The 26,135-nt window shown below is 72.9% G+C and carries 20 protein-coding genes; 14 read left to right on the top strand and 6 right to left on the bottom strand.

Going from position 1 to position 26,135, the window contains the following annotated elements:
• Window position 1: 1 nt before the first annotated feature.
• Window positions 2-1,132 carry a DUF6777 domain-containing protein gene (locus ABGB12_RS16085; protein ID WP_347678574.1) on the bottom strand — a complete coding sequence of 377 codons (1,131 nt, stop codon included), beginning with the start codon at window positions 1,130-1,132 and terminating at the stop codon, window positions 2-4.
• Between the two features lie 103 nt (window positions 1,133-1,235).
• On the opposite strand from ABGB12_RS16085, the gene ABGB12_RS16080 reads away from it, so the two are divergent.
• A complete protein-coding gene (locus ABGB12_RS16080; RefSeq protein ID WP_347678572.1) occupies window positions 1,236-2,591 on the top strand; it encodes a serine/threonine-protein kinase in 1,356 nt (451 codons plus the stop codon).
• On the opposite strand, the gene ABGB12_RS16075 is transcribed toward ABGB12_RS16080, so the two are convergent.
• Window positions 2,585-3,541, bottom strand: a complete 957-nt coding sequence (locus ABGB12_RS16075) for a cation diffusion facilitator family transporter (RefSeq protein WP_347678570.1) — start codon at window positions 3,539-3,541, stop codon at window positions 2,585-2,587. The two genes, ABGB12_RS16080 and ABGB12_RS16075, sit on opposite strands and share 7 nt — an antisense overlap.
• 99 nt (window positions 3,542-3,640) lie before the next feature.
• On the opposite strand from ABGB12_RS16075, the gene ABGB12_RS16070 reads away from it, so the two are divergent.
• From ABGB12_RS16070 to ABGB12_RS16020, 11 genes are all read left to right on the top strand, one after another.
• Window positions 3,641-4,729, top strand: a complete 1,089-nt coding sequence (locus ABGB12_RS16070) for an SWIM zinc finger family protein (protein ID WP_347678568.1) — start codon at window positions 3,641-3,643, stop codon at window positions 4,727-4,729.
• Window positions 4,726-5,148 carry a hypothetical protein gene (locus ABGB12_RS16065; protein WP_347678566.1) on the top strand — a complete coding sequence of 141 codons (423 nt, stop codon included), beginning with the start codon at window positions 4,726-4,728 and terminating at the stop codon, window positions 5,146-5,148. Before ABGB12_RS16070 ends, ABGB12_RS16065 begins: the two co-directional genes overlap by 4 nt.
• On the top strand, window positions 5,145-6,641 hold the full coding sequence (locus ABGB12_RS16060; RefSeq protein WP_347678564.1) for a DUF5691 domain-containing protein: 1,497 nt from the start codon (window positions 5,145-5,147) through the stop codon (window positions 6,639-6,641). Before ABGB12_RS16065 ends, ABGB12_RS16060 begins: the two co-directional genes overlap by 4 nt.
• Window positions 6,642-6,686: 45 nt before the next feature.
• Window positions 6,687-7,793 carry an AAA family ATPase gene (locus ABGB12_RS16055; RefSeq protein WP_347678562.1) on the top strand — a complete coding sequence of 369 codons (1,107 nt, stop codon included), beginning with the start codon at window positions 6,687-6,689 and terminating at the stop codon, window positions 7,791-7,793.
• Window positions 7,794-7,848: 55 nt separating this feature from the next.
• The gene (locus ABGB12_RS16050) at window positions 7,849-10,068 is read left to right on the top strand and encodes a DUF5682 family protein (protein WP_347678560.1); all 2,220 of its coding nucleotides are present in this window, start codon (window positions 7,849-7,851) and stop codon (window positions 10,066-10,068) included.
• Between the two features lie 542 nt (window positions 10,069-10,610).
• Window positions 10,611-11,702 carry a VWA domain-containing protein gene (locus ABGB12_RS16045; protein ID WP_347679187.1) on the top strand — a complete coding sequence of 364 codons (1,092 nt, stop codon included), beginning with the start codon at window positions 10,611-10,613 and terminating at the stop codon, window positions 11,700-11,702.
• 212 nt (window positions 11,703-11,914) lie between these two features.
• Window positions 11,915-12,862: a YegS/Rv2252/BmrU family lipid kinase gene (locus ABGB12_RS16040; protein WP_347678558.1), complete on the top strand. Its 948-nt coding sequence runs from the start codon at window positions 11,915-11,917 to the stop codon at window positions 12,860-12,862.
• A gap of 65 nt (window positions 12,863-12,927) precedes the next feature.
• Complete coding sequence (locus tag ABGB12_RS16035) at window positions 12,928-14,346, top strand: NAD(P)/FAD-dependent oxidoreductase (protein ID WP_347678556.1); 1,419 nt, start codon at window positions 12,928-12,930, stop codon at window positions 14,344-14,346.
• A gap of 4 nt (window positions 14,347-14,350) precedes the next feature.
• Window positions 14,351-15,109, top strand: coding sequence for an SDR family oxidoreductase (locus ABGB12_RS16030; protein WP_347678554.1), 759 nt, complete (start codon window positions 14,351-14,353; stop codon window positions 15,107-15,109).
• 5 nt (window positions 15,110-15,114) lie between these two features.
• Complete coding sequence (locus tag ABGB12_RS16025) at window positions 15,115-15,885, top strand: serine protease (RefSeq protein WP_347678552.1); 771 nt, start codon at window positions 15,115-15,117, stop codon at window positions 15,883-15,885.
• A 25-nt stretch (window positions 15,886-15,910) separates the two neighbouring features.
• Window positions 15,911-16,228 (top strand): co-chaperone GroES, encoded by a 318-nt coding sequence (locus ABGB12_RS16020; protein ID WP_347678550.1) that lies wholly within the window; start codon window positions 15,911-15,913, stop codon window positions 16,226-16,228.
• Window positions 16,229-16,297: 69 nt separating this feature from the next.
• On the opposite strand, the gene ABGB12_RS16015 is transcribed toward ABGB12_RS16020, so the two are convergent.
• The 4 genes from ABGB12_RS16015 to ABGB12_RS16000 form a co-directional block, all read right to left on the bottom strand.
• Window positions 16,298-17,731, bottom strand: coding sequence for an aldehyde dehydrogenase (locus tag ABGB12_RS16015; RefSeq protein ID WP_347678549.1), 1,434 nt, complete (start codon window positions 17,729-17,731; stop codon window positions 16,298-16,300).
• Between the two features lie 135 nt (window positions 17,732-17,866).
• Window positions 17,867-18,307, bottom strand: coding sequence for a dCMP deaminase (locus ABGB12_RS16010; protein WP_347678547.1), 441 nt, complete (start codon window positions 18,305-18,307; stop codon window positions 17,867-17,869).
• Window positions 18,297-18,986: a dihydrofolate reductase family protein gene (locus ABGB12_RS16005; protein WP_347678545.1), complete on the bottom strand. Its 690-nt coding sequence runs from the start codon at window positions 18,984-18,986 to the stop codon at window positions 18,297-18,299. The genes ABGB12_RS16010 and ABGB12_RS16005 overlap by 11 nt, the downstream gene beginning before the upstream one ends.
• Before the next feature lie 61 nt (window positions 18,987-19,047).
• Window positions 19,048-21,606, bottom strand: coding sequence for a LuxR C-terminal-related transcriptional regulator (locus tag ABGB12_RS16000; RefSeq protein ID WP_347678543.1), 2,559 nt, complete (start codon window positions 21,604-21,606; stop codon window positions 19,048-19,050).
• A 229-nt stretch (window positions 21,607-21,835) separates the two neighbouring features.
• Here ABGB12_RS16000 and ABGB12_RS15995 point away from each other — a divergent pair, with 229 nt between their 5' ends.
• Window positions 21,836-23,008, top strand: a complete 1,173-nt coding sequence (locus ABGB12_RS15995; RefSeq protein WP_347678541.1) for an exonuclease SbcCD subunit D — start codon at window positions 21,836-21,838, stop codon at window positions 23,006-23,008.
• Window positions 23,005-26,061, top strand: coding sequence for an SMC family ATPase (locus tag ABGB12_RS15990; RefSeq protein ID WP_347678539.1), 3,057 nt, complete (start codon window positions 23,005-23,007; stop codon window positions 26,059-26,061). The genes ABGB12_RS15995 and ABGB12_RS15990 overlap by 4 nt, the downstream gene beginning before the upstream one ends.
• Window positions 26,062-26,135 lie beyond the last annotated feature (74 nt).

Here is a 26,135-nt window from a genome sequence, read left to right as displayed (position 1 = left end):
GTCACCCGCCGGTGGCCTCGGGGCCCGGACCGGGTTCGGGCTCCTTGGACGCCCGCTCCTCCGTCCGCGTCGGCTCGGTCTCGACGGGCTGGGGGGCCACCTCCGCCGGCTCGGTCCGCCCCGACCCGGCGGGGGCGCTCCCGGAGTTCTCCTCCACCGGGACGGCCGGGCTCTCCTTCTTCTCCGGCTCGGCCGTCACGGGGGCGGAGGCCGGTTCCTCCGTGATGCCGTTCCCGGACTCCGTGGGCTCCGCGGACTCCGCGGGGGCCGTCGGAGCGCCCGTCTCGGCGGGCGCGCCGGGAGTCTCGTCCCGGCCGGGCCCGTCCGGTCCGTCCGGGCCGCCGGGCCCGTCCACCGAGGGGCCGCCGGTGGGCTGACCGCTTGTGGACACCGGAGCCTCGGAGCGGGCGGCGGGCGGGATCGGCTCGGGCGCGCCGTCGTCGTCTCCCCCCGTTCCCACCGGACGCTCGAAGGCCGTCTTCGAGGCGGAGTCGACCAGGGTCAGGGCCTCCACCTCCTGCTCGGGGGTTTCGATCACCGTGACCTTATCGCCATTGAATTGTGGCCACGAAGCCCCGCGGAAATCACTTTCCGCCGGATCGATTTCCTCATCGGGAGCTGTCAGGGGATTACCGCAGTTGCATTTCACCACCGGCATGCCCTTCCGGTCGACCAGCACCGCGATCCCCGCCTGCAACACGGCGGGGACCGCGGTCGCCGTCCCGTCCCGGTAACCGTGGTTGGTGACCAGGGTGTCGACGCGCAGCACCGCGGGCGTCAGGGCCCCCACGAAACCGGGGATCTCCCCGGGAGCGATGCCCAGGACCCCCGCCCAGGCCCCCGCCTTGTCCGCGTTGGCCTGCAGGAACTCCACCAGCGCGGTCTTGTCGCAGGACGAGGCCTTGCGGGTGCCGCCGTAGAGGCCGGGGGCGTCGCCCTTCACCTCCCCGCCCGCCGCGGCCCTGCGGGCGACCTCGGCGTCGTCGTCGGCGTTGGCCGCCAGGGTGTAGGGATCGGGGCCGGGATCGCCGACCGCGAGCCGGGTGATGGTCGTGGCGGCCTCCCCGCAGGCCGTCACGGACATCAGTACGAGGAAAAGCGCGGTGATCGCCGCCGGTGTCTTCGTGCTCATCATGAGCCCCCGTCCGGGATTGGTACTCCTCTCCACTTTGATGTCTCATGGAAAAGAAAAGTGCACAATTCCCGAGAGATTTTCGATGAGGGGGAAGGGCCGCGTGCTTCCGCTGGAACCAGGAGATCCCGACCGGCTCGGCGACTACCCGCTGCTCGGCAGACTCGGCGAAGGCGGCCAGGGCACCGTGTTCCTGGGCGAGGGCCCTCAAGGGCGGGTCGCGGTGAAGCTGCTGCACGCCAGGCTCAGCCACGACCCGATAGCCCGGGCCAGGTTCGTCCGGGAACTGACGACCATCGAGAGGATCGCCGGGTTCTGCACCGCCCGGGTCCACGCCGCCGACCTCGACGGCGACCGGCCCTACATCGTCAGCGAGTACGTGCCCGGGCCCTCCCTCCAGCAGCTCGTGCGCGAGGAGGGGCCCCGGTCTGACGGAGCGCTGATGCGGCTCGCCGTCGGCACGGCCACCGCGCTGACCGCGATCCACCAGGCGGGGGTCGTCCACCGCGACTTCAAGCCGCCGAACGTGCTCATGGGATCCGACGGGCCGCGCGTCATCGACTTCGGGATCGCCAAGGCCCTCGACGGCGTCGAGCACACCATGACGGGACAGCTCGTCGGCACACCCGCCTACATGGCGCCGGAGCAGTTCACGGAGTACGTGGTGGGGCCGCCCTGCGACCTGTTCGCCTGGGGCTCGACCATGGTGTTCGCCGCGACCGGACGCACCCCGTTCGGCACCGGGGACGTCTACGCGATGCTCAACCGGATGCGCAGCGGGGAACCGGACGTGAGCGGGCTGCCCGAGGAGCTGGTCCCTCTCGTCCTGGCCTGCCTGTCCAAAGACCCGGCGGCACGGCCCACGGCGGACGAGCTGCTGTGGCGGCTGCTGGGCGAGCGTCCGGAGATCACGCTGCCGGGGACCTCCATGGGCGGGGAGGACGACGTCACCTCGGTCGACGACCCGTCCACCCGAATCGAGCCGGTGCCCTTCGGGACCCCCGTCACCGACATGGACCGCACTGAGGACTTCGGCCGGCCCACCGGCGAGGGCACGAAACGGGGGACGCTGCGCCGGACCGTCCCCCTTTTCCTGGGGCTGGCGCTGGTGCTCCTGGTGTCGCTGCTCGACATGGCCTCCCTGTCGGTGCTCTCCAGCGGCGCCGTCACCGAGCTCCGTCAGCAGTGGGCGCTCGTGCTGTCCCTCGTCTACACCTCGCTGGCGGTCATCACGCTCTTCGGGGCCGCGGCCGCCTGGCGGGGTTTCGCCTCCGGCGTCTGGACGATCATCGTGGTGCGGATCGTCCGCGTGTCGGTGTGGGTGGCGACGCTGGGCCAGGTGCCGCCGCGCACCGAGACCGTCGTCCTGCAGGTCCTCTCCCCGCTCCTGGTGATCGGGCTGCTGCTGCTGGCGCTGGCGCGCGGGCGGCCGAAGAGGCCGGTGACGTCCGGTCAGTGACGGCCGGAGCCCTGCCGGGGGACGAGGACCCGGCGCGGGACGTGCCGCGGGCCGTGGGCCTCTTCGCAGTGAAGGCCGTCCTCGTCCAGATGCTCGACCTCGAGGGTGGCGTGGGTGATCTCGTAGCGTTCGCGGAGCATCCGCCGCAGGTCGCGGCACACGGCGTGGCAGTCGCCGTCCGGTTCGACCAGGACGTGCGCCGACAGGGCCGGGTGACCCGACGTCACCTCCCAGACGTGCAGATCGTGCACTTCCAGGACACGTGGCAGTTCGGCCATCGTCCCGCCGATCTCGGCGGGGTCCATGCCGGCCGGCGCCGCCTCCATGAGCACCCGGCCCGCGTCCCGGACCAGGCCGCAGCCCGCCTTCACCATGAGGACCGCGACGACCAGCGACGCCACCGCGTCGGCCCGGTTCCAGCCCGTGAGCAGCACGACGCCGCCCGCGACGGCGGTGGCGGCGAAGGCGAGCAGGTCGTTCAGGACGTGCTGGTAGGCGCCCTCGACGTTGAGGCTGGAGCGGTCGGCGCGGCTCATCAGCCAGGTCGCGGCCAGATTCACCACGACACCCGCCAGCGCGGTGCCCAGGACCAGGCAGCCCTCGACCTCCTGCGGAGACAGGAACCGGCGGACGCCCTCGTAGCCGAAGGAGAGGGCGAGCACCACCAGGGTGAGGCCGTTGAGCTGGGCCGACAGGATCTCGGCGCGTTTGAGCCCGTAGGTGTAGCCGCCCTTCGGCGGGACCGCCGCGATCCGCATCGCCAGCAGGGCCAAGGCGATCGCGGCGGCGTCGGTGAGCATGTGCGCGGCGTCGGTGAGCAGCGCCAGCGAACCGGCGGCCAGACCCGCCGCCACCTCCGCCGCCATGAAGACGACGATCAGCGCCAGGGCCGCGCCCAGGCGCCGGTGGTCGGCCCGGGTCCGCGGGACATGCCCTCCGACGTGCCCCAACCCGTGTCCGTGCCCGTGCCCCGCGCCCATCGCCCACCCCCAGCGGGCCAGGATAGCGGGGGCCGGATTTTGTCGGGGGGCATCACTACATTCGATTATGTGAGCGAACGAGCGGGCATCCCCAGAGAGAGCAGAGAGCACGCCCCGGCCCTGCCGCTGTGGAGCGACGGCGAGGTACCCGAGGCCCCCGCGGCGCCATGGGCCTCGGCCTGGCGGGAGGGCTCGGCGGATTCCGCGGACTCGCCCCCGGAGAAGCAGCGTGAGGCCCGTGCGCGCACGGCGGAACGGCGCGCACGGCTCGTCGACGCCGGGGTCGCGGAGTTCGGCCGGTGGCTGCGCGACCAGGTCGCCCACGGCCTGGCGAGCGCCGAACGCGCCCCGCGCTCCCTGTGGGACGAGGCCTCGCGGCGCCTGGTCGACGCCCAGGCCAAGGCCCTCGCCGACCGGGTGAGGCCCCTGGCCGCCGTCCCCCGCCGCGGCGAGCACTGGCCGTCCCGCCTGCTGGAGGAGTACGGCCTGCTGCACCTGCTGGTCCGCGCCTACCAGCGCCAGGACTCCCTTCCGGCCGGGCTGCGCGCCACGGTCCGCACCCGCGTCGGCTTCACCACCTCCCGCGAGGAGGTGCTGGCCGCCCCCCGCGTCCGCGACGCCTGGTACGTCTCAGGCGTCCACGAGTCCGAACAAGACGGCCTCCAGACCCGCCGCACCTGGCTGCGCGGCCTGTCCGGCCGCCGTCCGGCCCTGCTCCTGGCCTACGGCGTCCCCTCCCGCCCGCTGGACCCTCCCGACCTGCGCCCCGGCACCGCCGTGGACGCCTCCCTGGCCTTCTACCCCGACGCCCCGCCCCTGCGGGCCGCCGTCGCCGAACGCCACGCCCCGCCCGAGCCCGCCGAGCCTCCCGGCACCACCGTCATGGAGCTCCTCGACGAATACGCCGCCGCCGTCTCCCACGACCCCTGGCTGGACCGCTGGCCCGCCGACCTCTCCTCCGTGCGGCCGGCCCGCTCCGGCGGCCTCCACCTGGTCGACCCGTCCGGCGACGCCCTCCCCCTCGACACCCACGACCCCTGGCGCCTGCTGGCCGTCTCCGGAGGCGCACCCCTGACCGTCTCCGGCGAATGGACCCCCTCCGGTCTGCGCCCCCTGTCCGCCTGGCACCCCACCGAAGGCTTGGTGACCTTCCCATGACCCCCCGCACCCCGTCCCCCTCCCGCCCGTCCACCCCGCCCCCGCGCCCGGCTCCCGCTCCCCGCGTCACCTTCACGCCCCTGTCCCGTCCCTGGCCGGCGGCCCTCACCGACGTAGGCCTCCACACCCCCGAGCCCTCCGCCATCGCACGCCCGCACTCCGGCGTCCCCGGCCCCGACCCGGTGCGCCGCTCCGCTCCGCGGCACGACGTGCTCCGGGCGCGGGCCCGGGACCACGCGGACTCCGCCTCGGCCGGCGCCGTCTCCGGGCGGACGCCCGAGCCCCGCGACGCCGGCTCAGGTGACGTCCCGCACCCCGGCGGGTTCGGGGTCCCGCCTCGTTCTCCGCGGCGGCGCGACACGGTTCGGACGGGGATCCGGGGCTGCGACGGCGTCGGGCCGCAAGGAGAGCCGGCGTGAGCGTGTGGGAGGAGCATGTGACGGCGGCGCTGCTGGGGACCCAGCGGAAGGAGGCGCCGAAGCTGGAGGAGGTGCCGCTGGCCGAGGAGGACGCGGCGGCCCGGCTGCTGGACCAGGCCGGGCTGCTGGCGGTGCGGCGGCGGGCCGGGCGCAGGCCGGGAAAGGCCGAGGCCGTGGCTCCGGCGCCGTCGGAGACCCTGCCGGTGGTGCCGTCCGCGGCGGGAAGGCGGCTGGAGCTGCTGCTCGGCGGAGACCGGGCCCGGCTGTTGCCGGAATGGCTCGCGGCGGCGGCGGCGCACGGGTACAGGGTGCCCGCGCGAAGCCTGCCGGACCTGCTGGACAAAGGACGCGGAGACCGGAGCATCCGGCCTTCCATCGCGCGGACCGCGGGACGGCGCGGGGTCTGGCTGGCGCTGCAGAACCCGGACTGGGCCTACCTGCTGACCGAGTCGGAGGCCTCCGTCGAGGCCGTCGCGGACTGGGAGAGCGGGACGCGGGCGCAGCGGGTGGCCTACCTGACGGCGCTGCGCCTGGACGACCCGGCCGCGGCCCGGGAGAAGCTCCTGGCGAGCTGGTCCCGGGAGGCCGCGCCCGACCGGGCCGCGTTCCTCGCCACCTTCGAGCACGGGCTGTCCGAGGCCGACGAGGAGTTCCTCGAGCGGTCCCTGGACGACCGGGGCAAGGACGTCCGGCAGCACGCCGCCGACCTCCTGGCCCGGCTGCCCCGCTCCGCCTACGCCCTGCGCATGGCCGAACGGGCCCACCGGCTGCTGCGGCCGGAGAGGCGCGCCAGGGCCCGCGAACGGTACCGGCTCGTCGTGGAGCTCCCCGAGGAGCACGACGACGCGATGGCGCGCGACGGCATCCCGTTCCACCCGCCGGGGTCCTTCTCCCCCTCCGCGGCCCGGATCGGGGTGCGCGCCGCCTGGCTGCGCGAGATCCTGGCCCGCACCCCGCTCGACAGCTGGACCGAGGCCTTCGGCCTCACCCACGGCGAGGTGGTGGCGCTGCCCGTCGCCGACGGCTTCGCCCACGACGTGCATCTGGGCTGGGCGCGGGCCGCGCTGCGGCAGGGCGCCGCCGGATGGGCGCGCTGTCTCCTCGACGCCGGGGCGGTCGCTCAGGAGGCCGAAGCGCCGGCCGAACTGCTGGAACTGCTCCCCGAGGACGAGCGGGACGCCGCGGCGGCCGAGCTCATCCGCGCCGCCGCGGACCACGCGCATCTGCTGCGGCTGCTGTCCCGGCTCCCCTCGCCGTGGACGGGGCCGATGGCCGAGGCCGTCCTGTCCGTACTGGAGTCCTCCCTCGAGGATCCCGAGTCCACCCGGTTCGTCGCCCGGCTGTGCCGGCTGGCCGACGAGCGGCTCACGCCCGAGGCCGCGCCCGGGTTGGGCGCCCTGGCCGACCGGCACGGCAAATGGCCGCTGCTCGAACTCGCCGAGACCCTCGGGTTCCGCCGCGACATGCTCCAGGAGCTGGCGCCGCTCCCCTGACCGGACTTCCCCCACCGCACCGCAGACGACCCGAGGAGACGAACGATGACCGACGGCACGCGCGAGGCCGACCGCGAGGTCCTGCGCCCGCACGCCGAGCAGGAGTACGCGGGGGAACTCGCCCTGCTGGCCGGGCTGGACGACCGGCCCCGCCCTCCTGGCTGGAAGCTCTCGCCGTGGGCCGTCACGACGTACCTGCTCGGCGGGGAGCTTCCCGACGGGACGGTCATCACGCCCAAATACGTCGGCCCGCGGCGACTGATCGAGGTCGCCGTCGCGACCCTGGCGACGGACCGCGCGCTGCTCCTGCTCGGCGTCCCCGGCACCGCCAAGACCTGGGTGTCGGAGCACCTGGCGGCGGCGGTCAGCGGGGACTCGACCCTGCTCGTTCAGGGCACGGCCGGAACTCCCGAAGAGGCGATCCGCTACGGCTGGAACTACGCGCGGCTGCTCGCCGAAGGCCCCTCCGAGCGGGCTCTGGTGCCCGGCCCGCTGATGCGGGCGATGCGGCTGGGCGCGGTGGCGCGCGTCGAGGAGCTCACCCGCATCCCCTCCGACGTGCAGGACGCCCTCATCACGATCCTGTCGGAGAAGACCCTGCCGATCCCCGAACTCGACACCGAGGTCCAGGCCCGCAGGGGCTTCACCGTGATCGCCACCGCCAACGACCGCGACCGCGGCGTCAACGAGCTGTCCAGCGCGCTGCGCCGCCGCTTCAACACCGTCGTCCTGCCCGTCCCCGCCACCGCGGAGGAGGAGGTCGAGATCGTCTCCCGCCGCGTCGCCCAGCTGGGCCGGGCCCTGGAACTCCCCGACCCCGCCACGGGCCTGTCGGAGATCCAGCGGGTCGTCACCGTCTTCCGCGAGCTGCGCTCCGGCCTCACCGAGGACGGCCGCACCCGGCTGAAGACCCCCAGCGGCACCCTGAGCACCGCCGAGGCGATCTCCGTCGTCACCAGCGGCCTGGCCCTGGCCGCCCACTTCGGCGACGGGGCCCTGCGCCCCGGCGACATCGCCGCCGGCCTCCAGGGCGCCGTCATCTCCGACCCCGTCTCCGACCGCGTCGTCTGGCGGGAGTACCTGGAGACCGTCGTCCGCGACCGCCCCGGCTGGCGCGACTTCTACCGCGCCTGCCGCGAGACGGCCCCCTGACCCGCGCGGCCCCGCCCCGTCCCCTTCTCCCGCCCGCTCACACCCGGAGGTCCGCTTGACCGTCGAGGTCTTCGGCATCCGCCACCACGGCCCGGGTTCGGCCCGCGCCCTGCGCCGTGCCCTGGAGTCCTACCGCCCCGGCATCGTCCTGATCGAGGGACCTCCCGAAGCCGACCCCCTCCTCCCCCTGTCCGCCGACCCCACCATGACCCCGCCGGTCGCGCTCCTCGTCCACACCCTCGGCCTCCCCCAGCGAGCCGCCTTCTGGCCCTTCGCCTCCTTCAGCCCCGAATGGACCGCCCTCCAGCACGCCCACGCCCGCCGTCTTCCCGTCCGGTTCATCGACCTCCCCGCCGCCCACACCCTCGCCGCCCCCCGGCCCCCCGCACCCGGGGAACCCGAGGCCGGGGGAGGCGCGGAGGCGGACGGGCTGGTGGAGAGGGCCCGGCGGGACCCGCTGGGGGTGCTGGCGGAGACGGCGGGATACGAGGACGCGGAGCGGTGGTGGGAGGACGTCATCGAGCTCCGGGGACGGGAGGACGTGTTCGGAGCGGTCGCCGAGGCGATGGGAGTACTGCGGGAGGGGATGGAGCGGGCCTCCTCCGAGCGGGAGGAGCAGCGCGAGGCCTGGATGCGGCAGGCGGTCCGCAAGGCCGCCCGGGAAGGTTTCGAGCGGATCGCAGTGGTGTGCGGGGCCTGGCATGCGCCGGCGCTGAAAGCCGCGGTCCCGGTCTCACGGGACGTGGCGACGTTGAAGGGGCTGCCCAAGGCCAAGGTGGCGGCCACCTGGGTGCCGTGGACGCACGGGCGGCTGGCCCAGGACTCCGGTTACGGGGCGGGGGTGCGGTCGCCGGGCTGGTACCGGCACCTGTTCCAGGCGCGGGACCGGCCCGTCGAACGCTGGCTGGCCGAGAGCGCGAGGCTGCTCCGCCAGGAGGGGCTGCCCGTCTCGTCGGCCCACGTGATCGAGGCGGTGCGGCTGGCCGAGACCCTCGCCGCACTGCGCGGACGGCCCCTGGCCGGACTCGACGAGGTCACCGAGGCGACCCGCGCCGTCCTGTGCGAGGGTGCCGACCCGCCGCTCGAGCTGATCCGGCACCGCATGGTCGTGGGCGAGGAGCTCGGCTCCGTGCCGGACTCCACCCCGATGGTGCCGCTCCAGAGGGACCTGATCGCCCAGCAGAAGCGGCTGCGCCTGAAGCCGTCCGCCGAACCCCAGGAGGACACCCTCGACCTGCGCAGACCCGTCGATCTGGAACGCAGCAGGCTGCTGCACCGCCTGCGCGTCCTGGACGTCGCGTGGGGCGCCCCCGTCACGGGCCGCGCCGGCCGCTCCCAGGGGACGTTCAAGGAGACGTGGACCCGCGTCTGGCACCCTGAGTTCGACGTCCGGCTGATCGAGGCGGGGGTCTGGGGCACCACCGTGCGCGACGCCGCGACCGCGAAGATCCAGGCCGAGGCCGACCGAGCCGAGGACCTCCCCGAACTGACCGAACTGGCGGAACGGGCCCTGCTCGCCGACCTGGACGAGGCGCTGCCCTCCGTGATGCGCGCCCTCGCCGACCGCGCCACCGCCGACGGCGACGCCGTCCGGCTCATCGCCGCGCTTCCCCCGCTCGTCCGGGCGCTGCGTTACGGCGACGTCCGCGGCACCCCGACCGGCCCGCTGCGCACCGTCGTCGACGGACTGGTCGTCCGCGTCTGCCTGGGTCTCCCCCGGGCCGCGGCCTCCTTGGACGACGACGCGGCCCGCGCCCTGCTCCAGCGGCTCGAGACCGTCCACGAGACCCTCGCCCTCCTCGACGAACCGCCGCACACCGCCCGCTGGCTGGACGCCCTGGCCGCCCTGGCGGACACCCCCTCCCTGCACGGCCTGCTGGAAGGGCGTCTCACCCGCGTGCTCCACGACGCGGGCCGGCTCACCGACCTGCCCGCCCGCATGTCCCGCGCCGTCTCCCCCGGAACCCCGCCCGCCCGCACCGCCGCCTGGCTCGAAGGCCTCCTCGCCGACGGCGCCCTCCTCCTCATCCACGACACCGCCCTGCTCGCCCTCGTCGACTCCTGGCTCACCGCCCTGCCCTCCAACACCTTCACCGCCGTCCTCCCCCTCCTCCGCCGCACCTTCAGCACCCACACCCCGCCCGAACGCCGCACCCTCGCCACCCGCCTCCGCAACCTGGCCTCCCCCGTCCCGGCCCCTCCCGAAGACCTCGACCTCGCCCGAGCCGCCCCCGCCGTCGCCACCGTCCTCTCGTTCCTCCCCACCCGCCCCTGAACCCCTCCCCGGACCCGCCGCCACACCACTCCCGATCCCGTCCGGACAGCTCACAGCCCTGTTCCGGCCCGCGGACCTTCACCGCCTTCTGCCCGCGGCGCCGGATCCGGGCAGCTCGCACAGCCCTGTTCCGACACCACGCGCCGACCGCACCCGGCCGCCGACTCCCGCACACCGCACGAGCACCGACCGAGACCACGCCTTCACCGCACCCGACCCCGACCCCGACCCCGACCCCGACCGGGCAGCTCGCACAACGCCGCTCCGGCACCACGCACCGGCCGCGGACTCCCGCGCGCCGTACACCGCACGAGCACTGACCGAGACCATGCATTCACCGCACCCGACCCGGACGTCAGCACGTCGCACCCGGTTCCGCGTCCGCTCGCGGCGCACCGCGCCAGGTGCCGGCGCTCGCCGTGTCCGCCGCAGGGGCGCGGTTCCAAGGAGGCCTTGTGAACGAGGAGATGCCGGACGTCCTGTCCGGGAAGGACGCCGGGGCGGAGGCCGAGGCGGAGTCGGAGAGGGCTCGGCGGTGGCGGATGGTCCTGGGGGAGGACGCCGGGGTCGGGGTCGCGCTGCAACGGGCCGACGGGCGGATGGACTCGGCGCTGGAGGCGTTGTACGGGGGGAGGGCCGGTAAGCGGCGGGGCGGGCTGCAGGAGTCGGCGCCGCAGGTGGCGCGGTGGCTGGGGGACATCAGGGAATACTTTCCCGCCTCGGTGGTGCGGGTGCTGCAGCAGGACGCCATCGAGCGGCTGGACCTGGGGCGGCTGCTGCTGGAGCCCGAGATGCTCGAGGCGGTCGAGCCCGACGTGCGCTTGGTGGGGACGCTGCTGTCGTTGAACTCCGTGCTGCCGGAGCGGGCTCGGGAGACGGCGCGGCAGGTGGTGCGGCAGGTCGTGCGGGAGCTGGAGGGACGGCTGGAGCAGAGGCTCCGGTCGGCGGTGCGGGGCGCGCTGGAACGGTCGGCGCGGGTGACGCGGCCACGGCGGCAGGGAGACGTCGACTGGCGGCGGACGGTGCACGCCAACCTCCGGAACTACCTGCCCGAGCAGCGCACCGTCGTTCCCGAACGGCTGGTGGGCTTCGGGCGGCGGCGGCAGGGCGTGCAGCGGGACGTGATCCTGTGCGTGGACCAGAGCGGTTCCATGGCCGCGTCCGTGGTGTACGCGGGCGTCTTCAGCGCGGTCCTCGCCTCCATACCGTCGTTGCGGACGTCACTCGTCGCCTTCGACACCGCCGTGGCGGACCTGACCGACCGGCTCCACGACCCCGTCGAGGTGCTGTTCGGGACGCAACTGGGCGGCGGCACGGACATCAACCGTGCCCTCGCCTACTGCCGGCGGCTCGTCTCCCGGCCGTCCGACACCATCGTCGTCCTGATCAGCGACCTGTACGAGGGCGGCCCCCGCGAGGAGATGCTGCGCCGCGCCGCGGACCTCACCCGGGCCGGCACCCAAGTGATCGCCCTGCTCGCGCTCTCCGACGAAGGCGCTCCCGCCCACGACCACGAGAACGCCGCGGCCCTGGCGGCCCTGGGCATCCCCGCCTTCGCCTGCGCCCCCGACCGTTTCCCCGACCTCATGGCCGCCGCCATAGAACGCCGAGACCTCGCTCCCTTCGCCTCCTGAACCGCCCCTCCACCTGAGAGCCGCCTTCCGCGACCGCCCGCGCCGCCCCGGTGATGTGTGCTCGAAGGGTGCGGGACGTGTCCGGACGGGAAAGCCCTGGTGTCAGGACCCGGGCGGGGACGGAGAGCCGGGTTCTCCTTCATAGGATGGGGCTACGCGTGCGCGGGTCTCGCCCGGTCACGCCTGGCACTTCTGGACGGGATGGGCGCTCCATGCGTAGCAAGGCCGAACTGGAGGACTCGATCCGCTCGGGGGGACGGGCCGTTCTGATCGTCAACACCCGGTCCCGCCGGGGGCGGCGCTGCTACGCGGAGGCGCTGCGACTGCTGATCAAGGCGGGGATCGGGTTCGTGCAGCTCCATCCGGTGAGCGACCCGGCCCGGCTGACGGAGATCTTCGAGGAGACCCTGGAGCTGAAGCCCGACCTCATCGTGGTCGGCGGCGGGGACGGCACGCTCAAGGAGGCGGTCCGGCATCTGGCGTACCAGGACGTGGCGCTGGGTCTGCTGCCGCTGGGCACCACCAACAACTTCGCCCGCGGCCTGTGGCTGCCGCTCGACCTCAGGGGCGCGGTCGAGGTGATCCGCGCCGGGAAGGTCGCGGACGTTGACCTCGGGGAGTTCGACCCCCGGACCGGCGAGCCGGTGGAGACGTTCGCCAACATGGTCAGCCTCGGCATGTCCGTCCAGGTCGCCGGCTCCGTCCCGCACCTGCTCAAGCGCTACCTCGGCCGGCTCGCCTACCTGCTCACCGCGCTGTGGAAGCTCCCCCGGCACCACGCGTTCAAGGCCACCCTCACCATCGGCGGCGAGGTCCAGGAGCTGACCACCCACCAGCTGAACATCGCCAACGGCAGCCACCACAGCGGGCGGGTGATCGCGAAGGACGCCAGCCCCGACGACCGGCTGCTGGCCGTCTACCAGCTCGGCGACGACGCCCGGCTCCGGCTGATGTCGGCCACCGCCCGGCACGCCGCGACCGGGCGTTTCCGCACGCTGGCCGAGCCCTCCTTCCTCACCACCAACGCCGTCGAGGTCGCCACCGACCCGCCCATGGCCGTGGACGTCGACGGCGAGCTCCGCGCGCGCACCCCCGTCAGCGTCCGCCTGCTCCCCAACGCCCTGCGCGTCATGGTCCCCCGCGAGTTCCCCGACACCTGATCCCGGATCCCCGCGGCCGGGCAACAGCCCTGGACTGTTCGTGAGGGCCGCCCCAATATGGATAAGTGGATACTTTTCGGGTCGCGATCATCGGTGCGGGCTTCGGCGGGATCGGGCTCGCGATCCTGTTGAAGCGGGCGGGCATCAGCCATGTGCTGCTGGACAAGGGCGCTCAGGTCGGCGGCACCTGGCGGGACAACACCTATCCCGGGGCGGCCTGCGACGTGCCGTCCCATCTGTACTCCTTCTCCTTCGCGCGCAAGACGGACTGGAGCCGGCGGTTCGCCGAGCAGCCGGAGATCCTGGACTACCTGCGGCACTGCGTGGACGAGTACGGCCTCGAGCCGAGGCTGAACACCGAGGTCCGCTCCGCGGCCTTCGAGGACGGGCGCTGGCTGCTCGACACCTCCGCGGGCCCCATCGCGGCCGAGGTGCTCGTCTCGGCCTGCGGCCAGCTCAACCGTCCGGCGATCCCCGACCTGCCGGGGCTGGAGGACTTCGAGGGCGCCGTGTTCCACTCCGCCCGCTGGGACCACGGCCACGACGCCACCGGACGGAAGGTCGCCGTCATCGGCACGGGGGCCAGCGCCATCCAGTTCGTCCCGCATCTGGCCGCGAAGGCCGCCCACCTGGACGTGTACCAGCGTTCGGCCACCTGGATCATCCCCAAGCCCGACCGCCGTTACGGCCCCCTGGCCAGGCGCGTCTACTCCGCGCTCCCCTTCCTGCAGGACCTGGACCGGCTGCGGACCTACCTGCTGCTCGAATCCCGCGCTCTGGGCTTCGTCCGCCACCCCGTCCTGCTCAAACCCATCGAGCGCTCCTACCGCAGGCGCCTGCGCAAGGAGGTCGCCGATCCGGAACTGCGCCGCAAGCTGACCCCGGACCACCCCCTGGGCTGCAAACGCGTCCTGATCTCCGACGACTACCTGCCCGCCGTGCAGCGGCCGAACGTCGACCTCGTCACCGATCCCATCAAAGAGGTACGACGCAACGGCGTGGTCACCGGCGACGGCACCTTCCGCGAGGCCGACACCATCGTCCTGGGCACGGGTTTCCGCGCGACGGAGTTCCTGGCGCCCATGCGCGTCACCGGCAGGGACGGCCTCACCCTCGAGAAGGCCTGGGCCGACGGCGCCGAGGCGCATCTCGGCCTGACCGTCCACGGCTTCCCGAACCTGTACCTGCTCTACGGTCCGAACACGAATCTCGGCCACAACAGCATCGTCTACATGCTGGAAAGCCAGTTCCGGTACATCCTCGGCTGCCTGGAGACCGGCGGTGTGCTGGAGGTGAAGAAGGAGACGCAGAACGCCTTCAACAAGGACCTCCAGGAACGTATGCGCAGAACCATCTGGAACGCCGGATGCAGGAGCTGGTACCAGACGGAGGACGGCAAGCACGTCAACAACTGGCCGGGCTTCACCTTTGCGTACCGCAGAGCCACCCGACGCCCGGACCCGCGGGATTTCTCCGTAGGGTAGGTGCATGCCGACCGCACTCATCACCGGGGCGACGGCGGGTATCGGCGCCGCCTTCGCCCGCCGTCTCGCCAAGGACGGACTCGATCTGGTCCTCGTCGCCCGTAACGCCGAGAATCTCGCCGAGACAGCCGACCGCCTGCGCGGGGACTACGGCGTGGCCGTCGAGGCCCTCCAGGCCGACCTGGCCGACGACCAGGGCATCAGCAGGGTGGAGGACCGGCTCCGGCAGGGTGTCGACCTGCTGGTGAACAACGCCGGTTTCGGGCACCAGGGAACCTTCCTCGACGTCCCCGTCGAAGAAGAGCTGCGCATGCTGAAGGTGCACTGCGAAGCCGTCCTCCGCCTGACGTACGCCGCGCTTCCCGGTATGCGCAACCGCCGGAAGGGCGGCATCGTCAACGTCGCCTCTGTGGCCGCTTTCTTCTCCCGCGGGACGTACGGCGCGTCCAAGGCGTGGGTCGTCAGCTTCAGTCAGGCCGTCGCCCAGGACGTGAAGGACCCGAACGTCAAGGTGATGGCGCTGTGCCCGGGCTTCGTGCACACCGAGTTCCACGAGCGCGCGAAGATGGACGTCTCCGGTATCCCGGAGGCGCTGTGGCTGAACGCCGACGACGTCGTCGACGCCGCCCTCAAGGACCTGAAGAAGGGCGTGCAGGTCTCGGTTCCCGGTCCCCAGTACAAGGCGATCGTCGGGCTGGGCAAGTTCGTGCCCCGCAATCTCGCCGGAAGGCTCTCCTCCAAGACCGGAAGACGGTACGACTGATCGTCATGCGCATAGCCACCCCCCTCATCGCAGCTCTCGCCCTGCCCGTGGTGCTGGCCGGCGCCCCGGCGTCCGCCGTCGTCGGCGGCACCGCGGTCAAGGCCACCGCCTACCCCTGGCTGGGCGCGCTGCATTCCCCCGCCGCCTTCTTCCGGCCCGACGGCCATCACTGCGGCGGTGTGCTGGTGCGTGCCGACAAGGTGCTGACGGCCGCGCACTGCGCCCGCCAGTTCAAGTACACGCCCAAGCAGCTCGACGTGACGTTCGGCCGTACGAACCTCAAGAAGAAGAACGGCACGACCTACAAGGTCAAGAAGGTCTGGGTCCACCCCGGCTACCGGGTCACGGAGTTCGACGGCGTGGAGGTCCAGCACAACGATCTCGCGGTCCTCACCCTCGCCAGGAAGGTCAAGAAGATCAAGCCGGTCAAGCTGGGCGGAGTCACCGGCGACAAGGGGTTCGTCCTCGGCTGGGGCTCCACCAGTGAGACCAAGCCGACGAACGCGGTTCTCCGCAAAGCCGCCGTGCCTCTGGTCGGCGAGTCCGAGTGCAGGGCCGCCTACGGGGACAGCCTGGATTCCGGCATGATCTGCGCGGGTTCCACCAAGGCCGCCGCCTGCCGGTTCGACGACGGGGGGCCGCTGGTCGTCCAGGTGAAGACGAAGACCCGGGTCGTGGGCCTGGCTTCCTGGGCCGACGGCTGCGCCGAGAACGGACGTCCCGGGGTCTTCACCGAGGTCTCCGCCTTCCAGGACGTCCTCGGGAAACGGCTCTAACTCCTCAGTCGGTAGAATCTACGACGTGTCCGAGCCGAAGTTCGAAGTCCAGATGCTGCACGACCGGGTGATGATCAAGCCTGAGAAGGAAGCCGAGCGCACCAGCAGCAGCGGCATCGTCATCCCCGCCACCTCCGACACCTCCAACCAGCTGGTCTGGGGAGAGGTCTGCGGCACCGGACACCATGTGCGGACCGTCAAGGTCGGCGACCGGGTCCTGTTCCACCCCGACGACCAGTTCGAGGTGGAGCTGCAGGGCACCACCTACCTGGTGATGCGCGAGCGAGATCTCCACGCGATCGCCAACGAGCGCCCGGAGCACGGCACCGGCCTTTATCTTTGACGGTCACCCTGCTTCTGAGCATGCGGAAGGGGGCCGGACGCGGATGTCCGGCCCCCTTCTCCATGTTTCTCAGGCGGGACGCGGGATGGACTTGTGCTCCAGGTAGGCGTCCAGGCCCTCGGGGCCGCACTCGCGGCCGAGCCCGGAGTTCTTGTAGCCGCCGAACGGGGTGTTGGGGTCGATGCTGTAGAGGTTGACGCCGCAGCTTCCGGTACGGATGCGCCGGGCGACCTCGATGCCGTGGTCGACGTCGGCGGTCCACACCGAGCCGCCCAGGCCGTAGTCGCTGTCGTTGGCGATGCGGACGGCGTCCTCCTCGTCGTCGTAGGACAGGAGGGCCAGGACGGGACCGAAGATCTCCTCGCGGGCGATGCGCATGTCGTTGGTGACGTTGCCGAAGACGGTGGGGGCGACGTACCAGCCGCGGTCGTGCGGCCGCTCGAGCCCTCCCACGAGGAGTTTGGCGCCCTCCTCCTGGCCGATGCGGATGTAGCTCTCCACCCGCTCCTGCTGGCGGCGGGCCACCAGCGGGCCGACCTCGGTCCCGTAGTCGGCGGGGTCTCCCACGGTCATGCTCCCGACCATGGCCGCCAACGCGTCGGCGACCTCGTCGTAGCGGCTGCGGGGCGCCAGGATGCGGGTCTGCGCGGCGCAGGCCTGGCCGTTGTTCATCAGCGCGGCGAGCTTGAAGCCCTCGATGGTGGAGGCGAGGTCGGCGTCCTCCAGGATGATCGCGGCGGACTTTCCTCCCAGCTCCAGGGTGCAGCGCTTGAGCTGGCGTCCGCACACCTCGCCGATCTGCTGTCCGGCGGTGGTGGAGCCGGTGAAGGCGACCTTGTCGACGCCCCGGTGGGCCACCAGGTGGGCGCCGACCTCGCGGCCGCCGGGCACGAAGTTGACGACCCCGTCGGGGATGCCGGCCTCCTTGACCCACTCGGCGAGCAGGTAGGCGTCCAGCGGGGTCTCCGGGGAGGGCTTGGCCACCACGGTGCAGCCCGCCAGCAGCGCGGGGGCCAGCTTCATCATCAGCGTGAACTGCGGGACGTTCCACGGGTAGATCGCCGCCACGACGCCGACCGGCTCCTTGGTGACGGTCACCGGGCCCTGCATGCCGGGGCGTTCCTCCTCCCAGGTGTAGGAGGAGGCCAGGTCGACGTAGTACTGCAGCGTCATCTGCGGGATGGCCGCCTGGGCGAACACCGCGAACAAGGCGGGCGAGCCCATCTCCTCCACCACCAGGTCGGCCATCGCCTGGCTGTTGGCGGCGTAGATGGCCGACAGGCGGCCCAGCGCCTCGGCCCGCTCGGCCGGGGTCATCCGGGGCCAGGGCCCGTGGTCGAAGGCCTGCCGCGCGGCGGCCACCGCCCTGTCGATATCGGCGTTGGTGCCCTCGGGCACCCGTCCGATGACTTCTTCGGTGTGCGGGGAGACGACCTCGATCGTGCCCGTTCCCGCGGGCTCGACCCAGTCTCCGCCGATGAAGAAGCGGTTGTGCTCGTGCAAGGGGTTCCTCCAACCAGGGGTGGACGTCCGGAGGGGGCGGCCGTCGGCTTGTGGGCCCTTCGACCGCATCTCGCGTATGCCCCGATTCTCCACAAGCCCGGCGTCATTGTCGATACTTGAGCCTAGACTTGAGTCTCACCCCAGCAGGTGGCGGTTGGGCTCCCTGGCCGATTCGGCCAGCTCGGGAAGCTCGACGACCTCCACCCCCGAGGCCTCCAGCAGCTCCACCCCGTCGCCTTCGACGAACAGGGCGGGCTCGCGCCAGGCGAAGACCACCCGCCCGATCCCCCGCTCCATGATCAGCCTGGCGCACGGCTTCGGCCGCGACAACCGGCGGGCGCACGGCTCCAGCGAGCTGTAGACCGTCGCGCCGGACAGGTCCCGCCCGGCGAGCTTGGCCAGGGCCGACTCCTCGGCGTGGACCTTCTCGTCCGTCTCGCGCGAATACCCGCGGGCCAGCTCCACGCCCCCGGCGTCCACCACCACCGCGCCGACGGAGAAGGCGGTCTCCGACGGCGGGCACTCCCGCGCCAGGTCGCAGGCGAGGGCCAGCCAGGCCAGGTCGTCAGCGCTCATGGTGTCCCATCGTGTAGCGCAGCAGGGCCACCTCGCCGATCTTGCGGACCTCGGCCAGCCGCATCGGGTGCTCCGGGGTCTGCGGGAACACGCTCGGGTAGGTGAAGCGGGGCGCCCCGGGGTCCCCGATGAGGAACGGGGCGACCGCCAGGTGCAGCTCGTCCGCCAGCCCGGCGGAGAGGAACGCGGTGTGCACCGCGCCGCCGCCCTCGACCATGAGCCGCCGGACCCCCCGCGCGGACAGGTCGGCCAGCAGCACCGGCAGCTCGACGCGCGCCCCCATGTCGATCACGGTCGCGGCGGCGCCCAGCCTGGCGGCCAGGTCCTCGGCGACGTCCTCGCCGGCGTAGACGAGCTTGGGCGACGTGCCGGTGGTGAAGAAGCGGGAGCCCGGGTCCAGGGTGCCCCCGCTGGTCACGGTGACCTTGAGGAGGTCTTCGGGCAGCCCCCGGGAGACCCGGTCGATCCGGCGCGCCTGCGACTTGATCAGCAGGGACGGGTCGTCCCTGCGGACGGTGTTGGCCCCCACCATGATCGCGTCCATCGTGGCCCGGACGGCGTCCACCCGGTCCAGGTCCGCCGCGTTGGAGAGCGTGAGCCGCTCGCCGGTCAGGTCGTCGATGTAACCGTCCACCGACATGGCGCAGCTGAGAAGGACGTAAGGGCGATCACTCACCATGCCAGCGTACGTCCCCCCGCCCCGCCGGCGGCTCGCGGGGCTCATGGCACCGGATCTTCGTTCAGGAGAAGAACCTGGCCAGTTCGACCCTGGAGCGCACGCCCAGCCTGGCGAAGACGTTGCGCAGATGGTGTTCGACGGTGCGGGGACTGAGCGTCAGGCGGGCGGCGATCTCGCGGTTGGTGGATCCTTCCGCGGCCAGACGCGCTATCTGCTCCTGCTGGGCGGTCAGCCCCGCGGCGGGTTCGCGGCTTTCCGGGCCGGCGCAGCTCTCCCCCGCGGCACGCAGTTCGGCGCGGGCGCGTTCGGCCCATCCCGGCGCGTCATAGTGCCGGAAGATGTGCAGCGCCTGACGCAGGTGCGTCCGGGCGTCGCTGGGGCGTCTCGCCCTTCTCAACCAGGCTCCGTACAGCAGCTGGGTGCGGGCCAGCTCGAACGGGGAGCCGCCCAGACGGTGCAATGCCAGAGCCGCGGTGAAGTTCTCCTCCGCGTCCTTGTCCGCCAGCAGCGCGTAACAGCGCCGGGAAAGAGCCATTCGGGCGGGGTTGGCAGTGGTCTGGGCCCAGCGGTCGAACAGATGCAGCGCTCCAGCGGCCGCGTCGCGTCTCCCCGATTGCACGGCGGCTTCGACGTACAGCGGGGTGGTCATCACTCGTACGACCGGATGGACGGTCATGACTTCCAGGCGTGCCGTTGCTTCCGCGGGGCGGTCTTCGAGCAGATCCAGAGCCGCACGGGCCCAGGAGATGAACGCTTCGGAACGGTTGAGGCCCCGCGTGGAAGCCGTCTGGATCGCCTGGACGGCATGGCGTTCGGAGTTCTCCCTATCCCCTCGCAGAGCCGCGAGCAGCGCGAGCAGGGCCAGATGGTCGGTGGCCACGTTGCCTTGGCTCATCGATCTCGCCAGAGCGAGGCCCTCCAGGGAGCAGGCCGTCGCCTCGGTGAAACGCCCGCGCCATGCGTCGGCTTGCGAGAGCAGGTGGAGGGCCGCGGGGCGCAGGGTGGAGTAGCCGCCGTGGGCGGTGCGTACCGCGCGGCCCGCGAGTTCGTGTGCCGCGGTGTCGTCGCCCAGCAGCGCGGCGGCCGTACTGGCCCAGATGTGGTCGAGGCAGCTCACCGGCAGGGTGAGCAGCCTTCGCAGCGGAGTGGTGAAATCGCCGTTGGCGAAGGCCGCGGACGTTCCTTTGAAGTGCAGGACCAGGAGCTCCGGGCCGGGGACGTCCTTCGCCTGAGCCGCCAGCTCCAGGTAGGCGATGATGTCTCCGGCCAGGAAGGCCGCTTCTCCCGCGCGGACCAGGGCGTCCAGGCGGCGTTCGGAAGGCAGGGACTCGGCGGCGGTCTGGAAGAGGGCGCGGGAGCGTCCGGGCAGGCCGTCGAACAGCTCGATCTCTCCCAGAAGGAGTTCGGCCTCCCCGGGAGGGACGGCGGGGTCGGCCTGCGCGCGGCGGATCAGGATGCGCGCCCGCGCGGGGTCACCGGAGCGCCAGAAGGCTCCGGCCGCGCCGAGCAGGTCGTCCGGGTCTCCGGAGAGTTCGGCGGCGCGTGTCCAAAGGCGGGCGGCTTCCGTGGGCTCGGCGTTCAGGGCCGCGACGCGAAGGCGGCCGGCGTCACTGGGGCTGCTGGTGACCGCCGTGCGGTGCCAGAGGCGGCGGGCGCTCTGGTCCGGGCGCTCGAGTACGCCCGCCAGCAGCCGGTGCGCGGTCTGCCTTTCGGCGAGCGGAGAGTCGGCGTACAGGACGCTGCGGATGAGAAGCCCGGGGACCGTGACGTGGTCCCCGTCGACGGCGATCAGTCCCAGGGCGCGGGCGGGTTCCAGTTCCGCGAGGTCCAGACCGGCCGAGGCCGCGGCACGGCCGAGCGTGACGGTGTCCAGGCGGTCCTCCACCACGGCCATCAGGAGCAGGAGCCGCGCGGTCTCCGACAACCGGAAGAAACGGCGGCGGTAGACGGCGCGCAGTCCGCTGCCGGCCGGAAGGGTGGCCGGGGGCGGTTCTGTGCCGGAGAGCTGGCCCGGGGTGAGGGAACGGCCCAGTTCCAGGAGGGCGCGGGGATTGCCTCCGGCCAGGTCGACCAGGATCGATTCCAGTTCTTCGGGGATGTCCTCGGCGCATTCGCGCAGGATCAGACGGCTCGTCTCGTCGTCCAAAGGCGGCAGCGGAAGGGCCGGGATGGAGGCGAGGCGGTCGCGTTCGGGAATCAGGATGTGCTCGTTGTGCGCGGCGAACAGCATGAGGATCGGTTCGCCGCCCACTCTGCGCGCGGTGTACGCGAGCGCTTCCAGGGACTCCCTGTCGAGCCAGTGCGCGTCGTCCACGACGCACAGCAGCGGACGGTCCTTGGCCAGCTCGGCCAGAGAGCAGCGCACCTCGTGCGGGTTGTCCGGTATCTCGGACAGGATGCGGCCGAGCCCCGCGCGGGTCAGCCTCGCCTCGGCACGGATTCCGGGAAGGCTGAGCACCCGGAAGTCGGGGGCGGCCCGGCGCGCCGCCCAGCGCAGAAGGGTGCTGCGTCCGAGCCCGGGCCCGCTCCTGACCGCCAGCGCGCCGCCATGACCCGTCCTGGCCCTGACCACCAGTTCGTCCAGCAGATCGAGTTCCCGATCACGCCCATGGACGGCCATCTCGCACCTCCCGGAGCCGGCGCTCACTACAACATGAGCCGTATCCGCCGTCCAGGGTCCGGAAGCGGCACGCTGCCGCCGCACAGCGCGAGCACACGCGACTGTGCCGCCGCACAACGCCCGCGCGGCGTTCGCGCGGCGGAGTCCATACCGATCCGGTGTCGTTGATACGCCGGGGGCGTTGCGGGCCGGAAATTGTCGGTGGGGGACGCTTATGGTCTTGAGCGTCATGAGACTTCTGCACACCTCCGACTGGCACCTGGGCCGCTCCTTCCACCGGGAGGACCTCCTCGGGGCGCAGGCCGCGTTCGCCGACCACCTGCTGGAAACCGTCCGCGACGAGCGGGTCGACTGCGTCCTGGTCTCCGGCGACGTCTACGACCGGGCGCTGCCGCCGGTCGACGCCGTCCGGCTCTACGACGAGACGCTGCGGCGGCTCGCCGCCGTCACCCGGGTGGTGCTCATCTCCGGCAACCACGACTCGGCGGTGCGGCTCGGCGTCGGTTCCGAACTGCTCGACTCGGCCGGGGTGCACGTGCGCACCTCTCCCCGCTCGGTGGGCCGGCCGGTGGTGCTGGAGGACGTGGTCGTCTACCCGATCCCCTACCTGGAGCCGGACTTCGTGCGGTCCGAGTGGAAGTTGACGGAGCGGTCGCACGCGGCGGCGCTCACCGAGGCGATGCGCCGGATCTGCGAAGACGGCACGCCCGGGGCGCGCGTCGTGCTCGCGCACGCGTTCGTGACGTCCGGGAACGTCGAGCCCGTGGTGAGCGAGAGCGAACGCGACATCGCGGTCGGCGGGGTGCAGATGGTCCCTGCGAACGTGTTCGACGGCGTCGACTACGCGGCGCTCGGACATCTGCACGGACGGCAGACCCTGCGCGAGGGAGTGCGCTACTCGGGTTCGCCGATCGCCTACTCCTTCTCCGAGGAGCACCACGAGAAGGGCTCGTGGCTGGTCGACGTGGGCTCCGGGGGGCTGCGGGACGTCTCGTTCGTCGCGGCGCCGGTGCCCCGGCCGATCGCGCAGCTGCGCGGCACGCTGGAGGAACTGCTGTCCGATCCGCGCCATGAGGCCTACACCGGGCACTGGCTGAAGGTGACGCTGACGGACGTCAAACGCCCGGCGGGCGCGATGGAACGGCTGAGGGCACGGTTCCCGCACACGCTGGTGCTCGGGTTCGAGCCCTCCATCGCGACGGAGGGCGAACGCACCTGGGCCGAGAAGGTCAAGGAGCGCTCCGGCGTCGAGCTGGCCTGCGACTTCCTGAAGGAGGTGGGCGGCGAGGAGGCCCTGCCCGAGGAACGCGCCCTTCTGGAGGACGCGTTCACCCACTGCCGCCAGGAGGAACGCGTCCGGATCCCGGCCCCCCGGGCCGGGGAGAGGGGAACGCCCCGATGAGACTGCTCCACCTGGAAGTCACCGCTTTCGGCCCGTTCTCCGGCACGGAGAAGATCGATTTCCGGGCGCTCGGCGAGGCGGGCCTGTTCCTCATCAACGGCCCGACGGGCGCGGGCAAGACGAGCGTGCTCGACGCGGTGTGCTTCGCGCTGTACGGCCAGGTGCCGGGGGCGCGCAACGCGGTGAAGCTGCTGCGCAGCGACCACGCCGCCCCCGGGGCGGCCCCCGGGGTGGTGCTGGAGGCCGACATCCGGGGGCGCCGCTTCCGCTTCACCCGCTCCCCCGCCTGGGAACGCCCCAAACTCCGCGGCTCGGGCACCCGCATGGAGCAGTCGAAGGTCCTCGTGGAGGAGTGGGCCGACGGCGAGTGGATCGGCCACACCAACCGACTGGACGAGGCCGGCGACCTCGTCCAGCGCCTGCTGGGGATGACCGCCCCCCAGTTCAACCAGGTGGCCATGCTCCCCCAGGGGGAGTTCGCGGCCTTCCTGCGCGCGGGCGCCGAGGACCGCCGCAAGGTCCTCGAGAAGCTCTTCGCCACCGAGATCTACGCCTCGGTCGAGAAACGGCTCGCCGAGGAGCGCGCCAGGACGGGCCGGGAGGCCGAGGAGCTGCGCGCCGCGGCGCTGGCGACGGCCGACCGCGTCGCGGAGATCACCGCCGCCTCCCGGCCCGATGAGGCGCTCCTGCCCTGGGCCACCGAGCTCGCCGCCCACCACCACGACCTGCTGACGGTGGCGTCCGGCATGCTCACCGCCTCCGAAGAGCGGCTGGGCGCCGCCCGCCTCCGTCTCGACGAGGGCCGGGAGCTGGCCTCCCGCCAGGCCCGCCACGTCCAGGCCGTCCAGAGGCGGGAGGCTCTCACCGCACGCGCCGGTGAACGCGAGGGCTGGGCCGGCCTCCTGGGCCTGGCCGACCGCGCCACCCGGGTGCTCCCCTACGCGCGGGCCGCCGCCGACCGCCGTGACGCGCTCTCCCAGGCCATGGGCCGGGCCGCCGGCCTGCGCCGCCGTGCGGCCGACCTCGTCCCGCCCTCCTGCGTCTGCGCGTCTTCCCCGGCGGCCGCGTCATCCGGTGGTCCGTCCCCCGAGGCGGACGCCTCCTCCTCGGAGGGGCATGTGTGCCCGCCGCTGTCCGTCGAGGCGCCCGTGGAGGCGCTCGGACGGGCGGAGCGCGTCTGGCGGGCGGAGCTGGCCCGACTGGAGGCCCTGCGGGGACGGGAGGTCCGGCACCACGAGGTGCTGCGGGAACTCGCCGGGCACCGCGAGCAGGAGCGGCGATGGGCGGACGAGGAGGAACGCCTCCGGGCACGGCTGGAGGAGCTGCCCGCTCAGGTCGAGGAGCAGCAGACGCTGCTGGAAGAGGCCCGGATCCAGGCGGCCGGGGCCGAGGCGGCGCAGAAGGACGTCGACGACGCCGAAAAGGCCGTGGAGGGCGCACGGCAACGCGACCTGGTGGCCCGTCGGCTGGCGCATGCCGAAGAGGAGACCCGTCAGGCGGTCGACCGGGCCCAGCGGACCCGCGACCGGGTGCAGGAGCTGCGGGAGCTGCGGCTGACCCGGATGGCGGCGGCGCTGGCGGCCGACCTCGTCCCCGGCGAACCGTGCAAGGTCTGCGGCTCGGCCGAGCATCCCGCGCCCGCCGTCGGAGCCACCGACGTCCCGTCCCAGGAGGAGGAGGCGCGGGCCGCGAGGGAGGACGAGGCCGCTCAGAAGCACCGGGAGGAGGCCGGGCGGCGGGTCGAAGGCCTGCGCGCCGAGTACGACCTGCTGCTGGAACGCACGGACCTGCCCGTCGAGACCCTCGCCAAGGCACTGGAGGAGGTCAGGACGGAACTCGCCGCGCGCCAGGCCGCCGCCGCCCGCGCCGAGACCCTCGAACCCCGGTTGAAGGCCGTCCGGCTCGAGCTGGAGGAGGCCCGGCAGGCCCATGCCGACACCGGCCGCCGGCTCGCCGAGACCCGGGCGTCCCTCACCGCCCTGGACGGCGAGGAGATCCGGCTGCGAGCCGAGCTGGACACCGCCCGGGGCGGGGACCTCTCCCTCCAGGCCCGTGCCGTCCGCCTGTCCGGGGAGGCCGACCTGCTGACCGACGCCATCGAGGCGGACGCCCGCGCCGCCGCCGCCCGTTCGGAGCTGGCGGCGGCCGAACAGGCGCTGACCGAGGCGTGGACGGCCGAGGGCTTCGCCTCCGCGGAGGAGGCCGCGCGTTCCCTTCTCGCCCCGGACGTCCGGGCCCGGCTGGAGTCCCAGGTCCGGGAGTACGACGCGGCCGAGGCGGCGGTGCGCGACCTCCTGTCCTCCCCCGACCTCGTCGCCGCCGCGGCGCTGCCCGCGCCCGGCCTGGCTGCGCTGGAGGAGGCCGCCCACCGGGCCGAGCAGTCCCACACCGCCCTGGTCTCCGCCCGCGACCGGGCCTCCCAGCGCCACACCCGCCTGATGGAGCTGCACGCCGAACTTCGCGCGCGGCTCCGGGAGTGGGAGCCCGCCGCCCGGGAGCACGCGATCTGCGCCCGTCTGGCCAACCTCGTCAACGGCCAGCCGCCCAACGCCCTGCACATGCGGCTGTCGGCCTATGTCCTGGCCGCCAGGCTGGAGCAGGTGGTGGCCGCCGCCAACGAACGCCTCACCACCATGTCCTCGGGCCGCTACCTGCTGAAGCACACCATCGACAAGTCCGCCGGCGACACCAAGCGCGCCAGCGGCGGCCTGGGCCTGCGCGTCATCGACGGCTGGACCGGCCAGGAACGCGATCCCGCCACCCTGTCGGGCGGCGAATCCTTCATCACCTCCCTCAGCCTCGCCCTGGGCCTGGCCGACGTCGTCACCGCCGAGGCGGGCGGCGCCGAGATCGCCACCCTCTTCGTCGACGAGGGCTTCGGCACCCTGGACGAGGACACCCTCGACGAGGTCATGACCGTCCTGGACTCCCTGCGCGACGGCGGCCGCGCCGTCGGCGTCGTCAGCCATGTCGCCGAACTCCGCACCCGCATCCCCGCCCAGCTCCGCCTCCACAAGTCCCGCACCGGTTCCAGGGTCACCGTCGTGGTCTGACCTGATCAGAGGAGATGACAGGGATACATACCAAGCGTTAGTTTTTCTTCCGTTGTCTCCGGTTCCGCCAGGAG

This window comes from Actinocorallia sp. B10E7 (assembly GCF_039871655.1).
In the GTDB taxonomy this organism is placed as follows: domain Bacteria; phylum Actinomycetota; class Actinomycetes; order Streptosporangiales; family Streptosporangiaceae; genus Actinocorallia.
Note: the sequence above shows the minus strand (reverse complement) of the source record. Positions and strands in the feature narration are given on the sequence as shown.

Coding starts and splice junctions, on each gene's coding strand:
- ABGB12_RS16025 (WP_347678552.1), top strand. CDS start 15,115: ATGCGCATAGCCACCCCCCTCATCGCAGCTCTCGCCCTGCCCGTGGTG.
- ABGB12_RS15990 (WP_347678539.1), top strand. CDS start 23,005: ATGAGACTGCTCCACCTGGAAGTCACCGCTTTCGGCCCGTTCTCCGGC.
- ABGB12_RS16085 (WP_347678574.1), bottom strand. CDS start 1,132: ATGAGCACGAAGACACCGGCGGCGATCACCGCGCTTTTCCTCGTACTG.
- ABGB12_RS16040 (WP_347678558.1), top strand. CDS start 11,915: ATGCGTAGCAAGGCCGAACTGGAGGACTCGATCCGCTCGGGGGGACGG.
- ABGB12_RS16055 (WP_347678562.1), top strand. CDS start 6,687: ATGACCGACGGCACGCGCGAGGCCGACCGCGAGGTCCTGCGCCCGCAC.
- ABGB12_RS16005 (WP_347678545.1), bottom strand. CDS start 18,986: ATGGTGAGTGATCGCCCTTACGTCCTTCTCAGCTGCGCCATGTCGGTG.
- ABGB12_RS16030 (WP_347678554.1), top strand. CDS start 14,351: ATGCCGACCGCACTCATCACCGGGGCGACGGCGGGTATCGGCGCCGCC.
- ABGB12_RS16010 (WP_347678547.1), bottom strand. CDS start 18,307: ATGAGCGCTGACGACCTGGCCTGGCTGGCCCTCGCCTGCGACCTGGCG.
- ABGB12_RS16065 (WP_347678566.1), top strand. CDS start 4,726: ATGACCCCCCGCACCCCGTCCCCCTCCCGCCCGTCCACCCCGCCCCCG.
- ABGB12_RS16000 (WP_347678543.1), bottom strand. CDS start 21,606: ATGGCCGTCCATGGGCGTGATCGGGAACTCGATCTGCTGGACGAACTG.
- ABGB12_RS15995 (WP_347678541.1), top strand. CDS start 21,836: ATGAGACTTCTGCACACCTCCGACTGGCACCTGGGCCGCTCCTTCCAC.
- ABGB12_RS16045 (WP_347679187.1), top strand. CDS start 10,611: ATGGTCCTGGGGGAGGACGCCGGGGTCGGGGTCGCGCTGCAACGGGCC.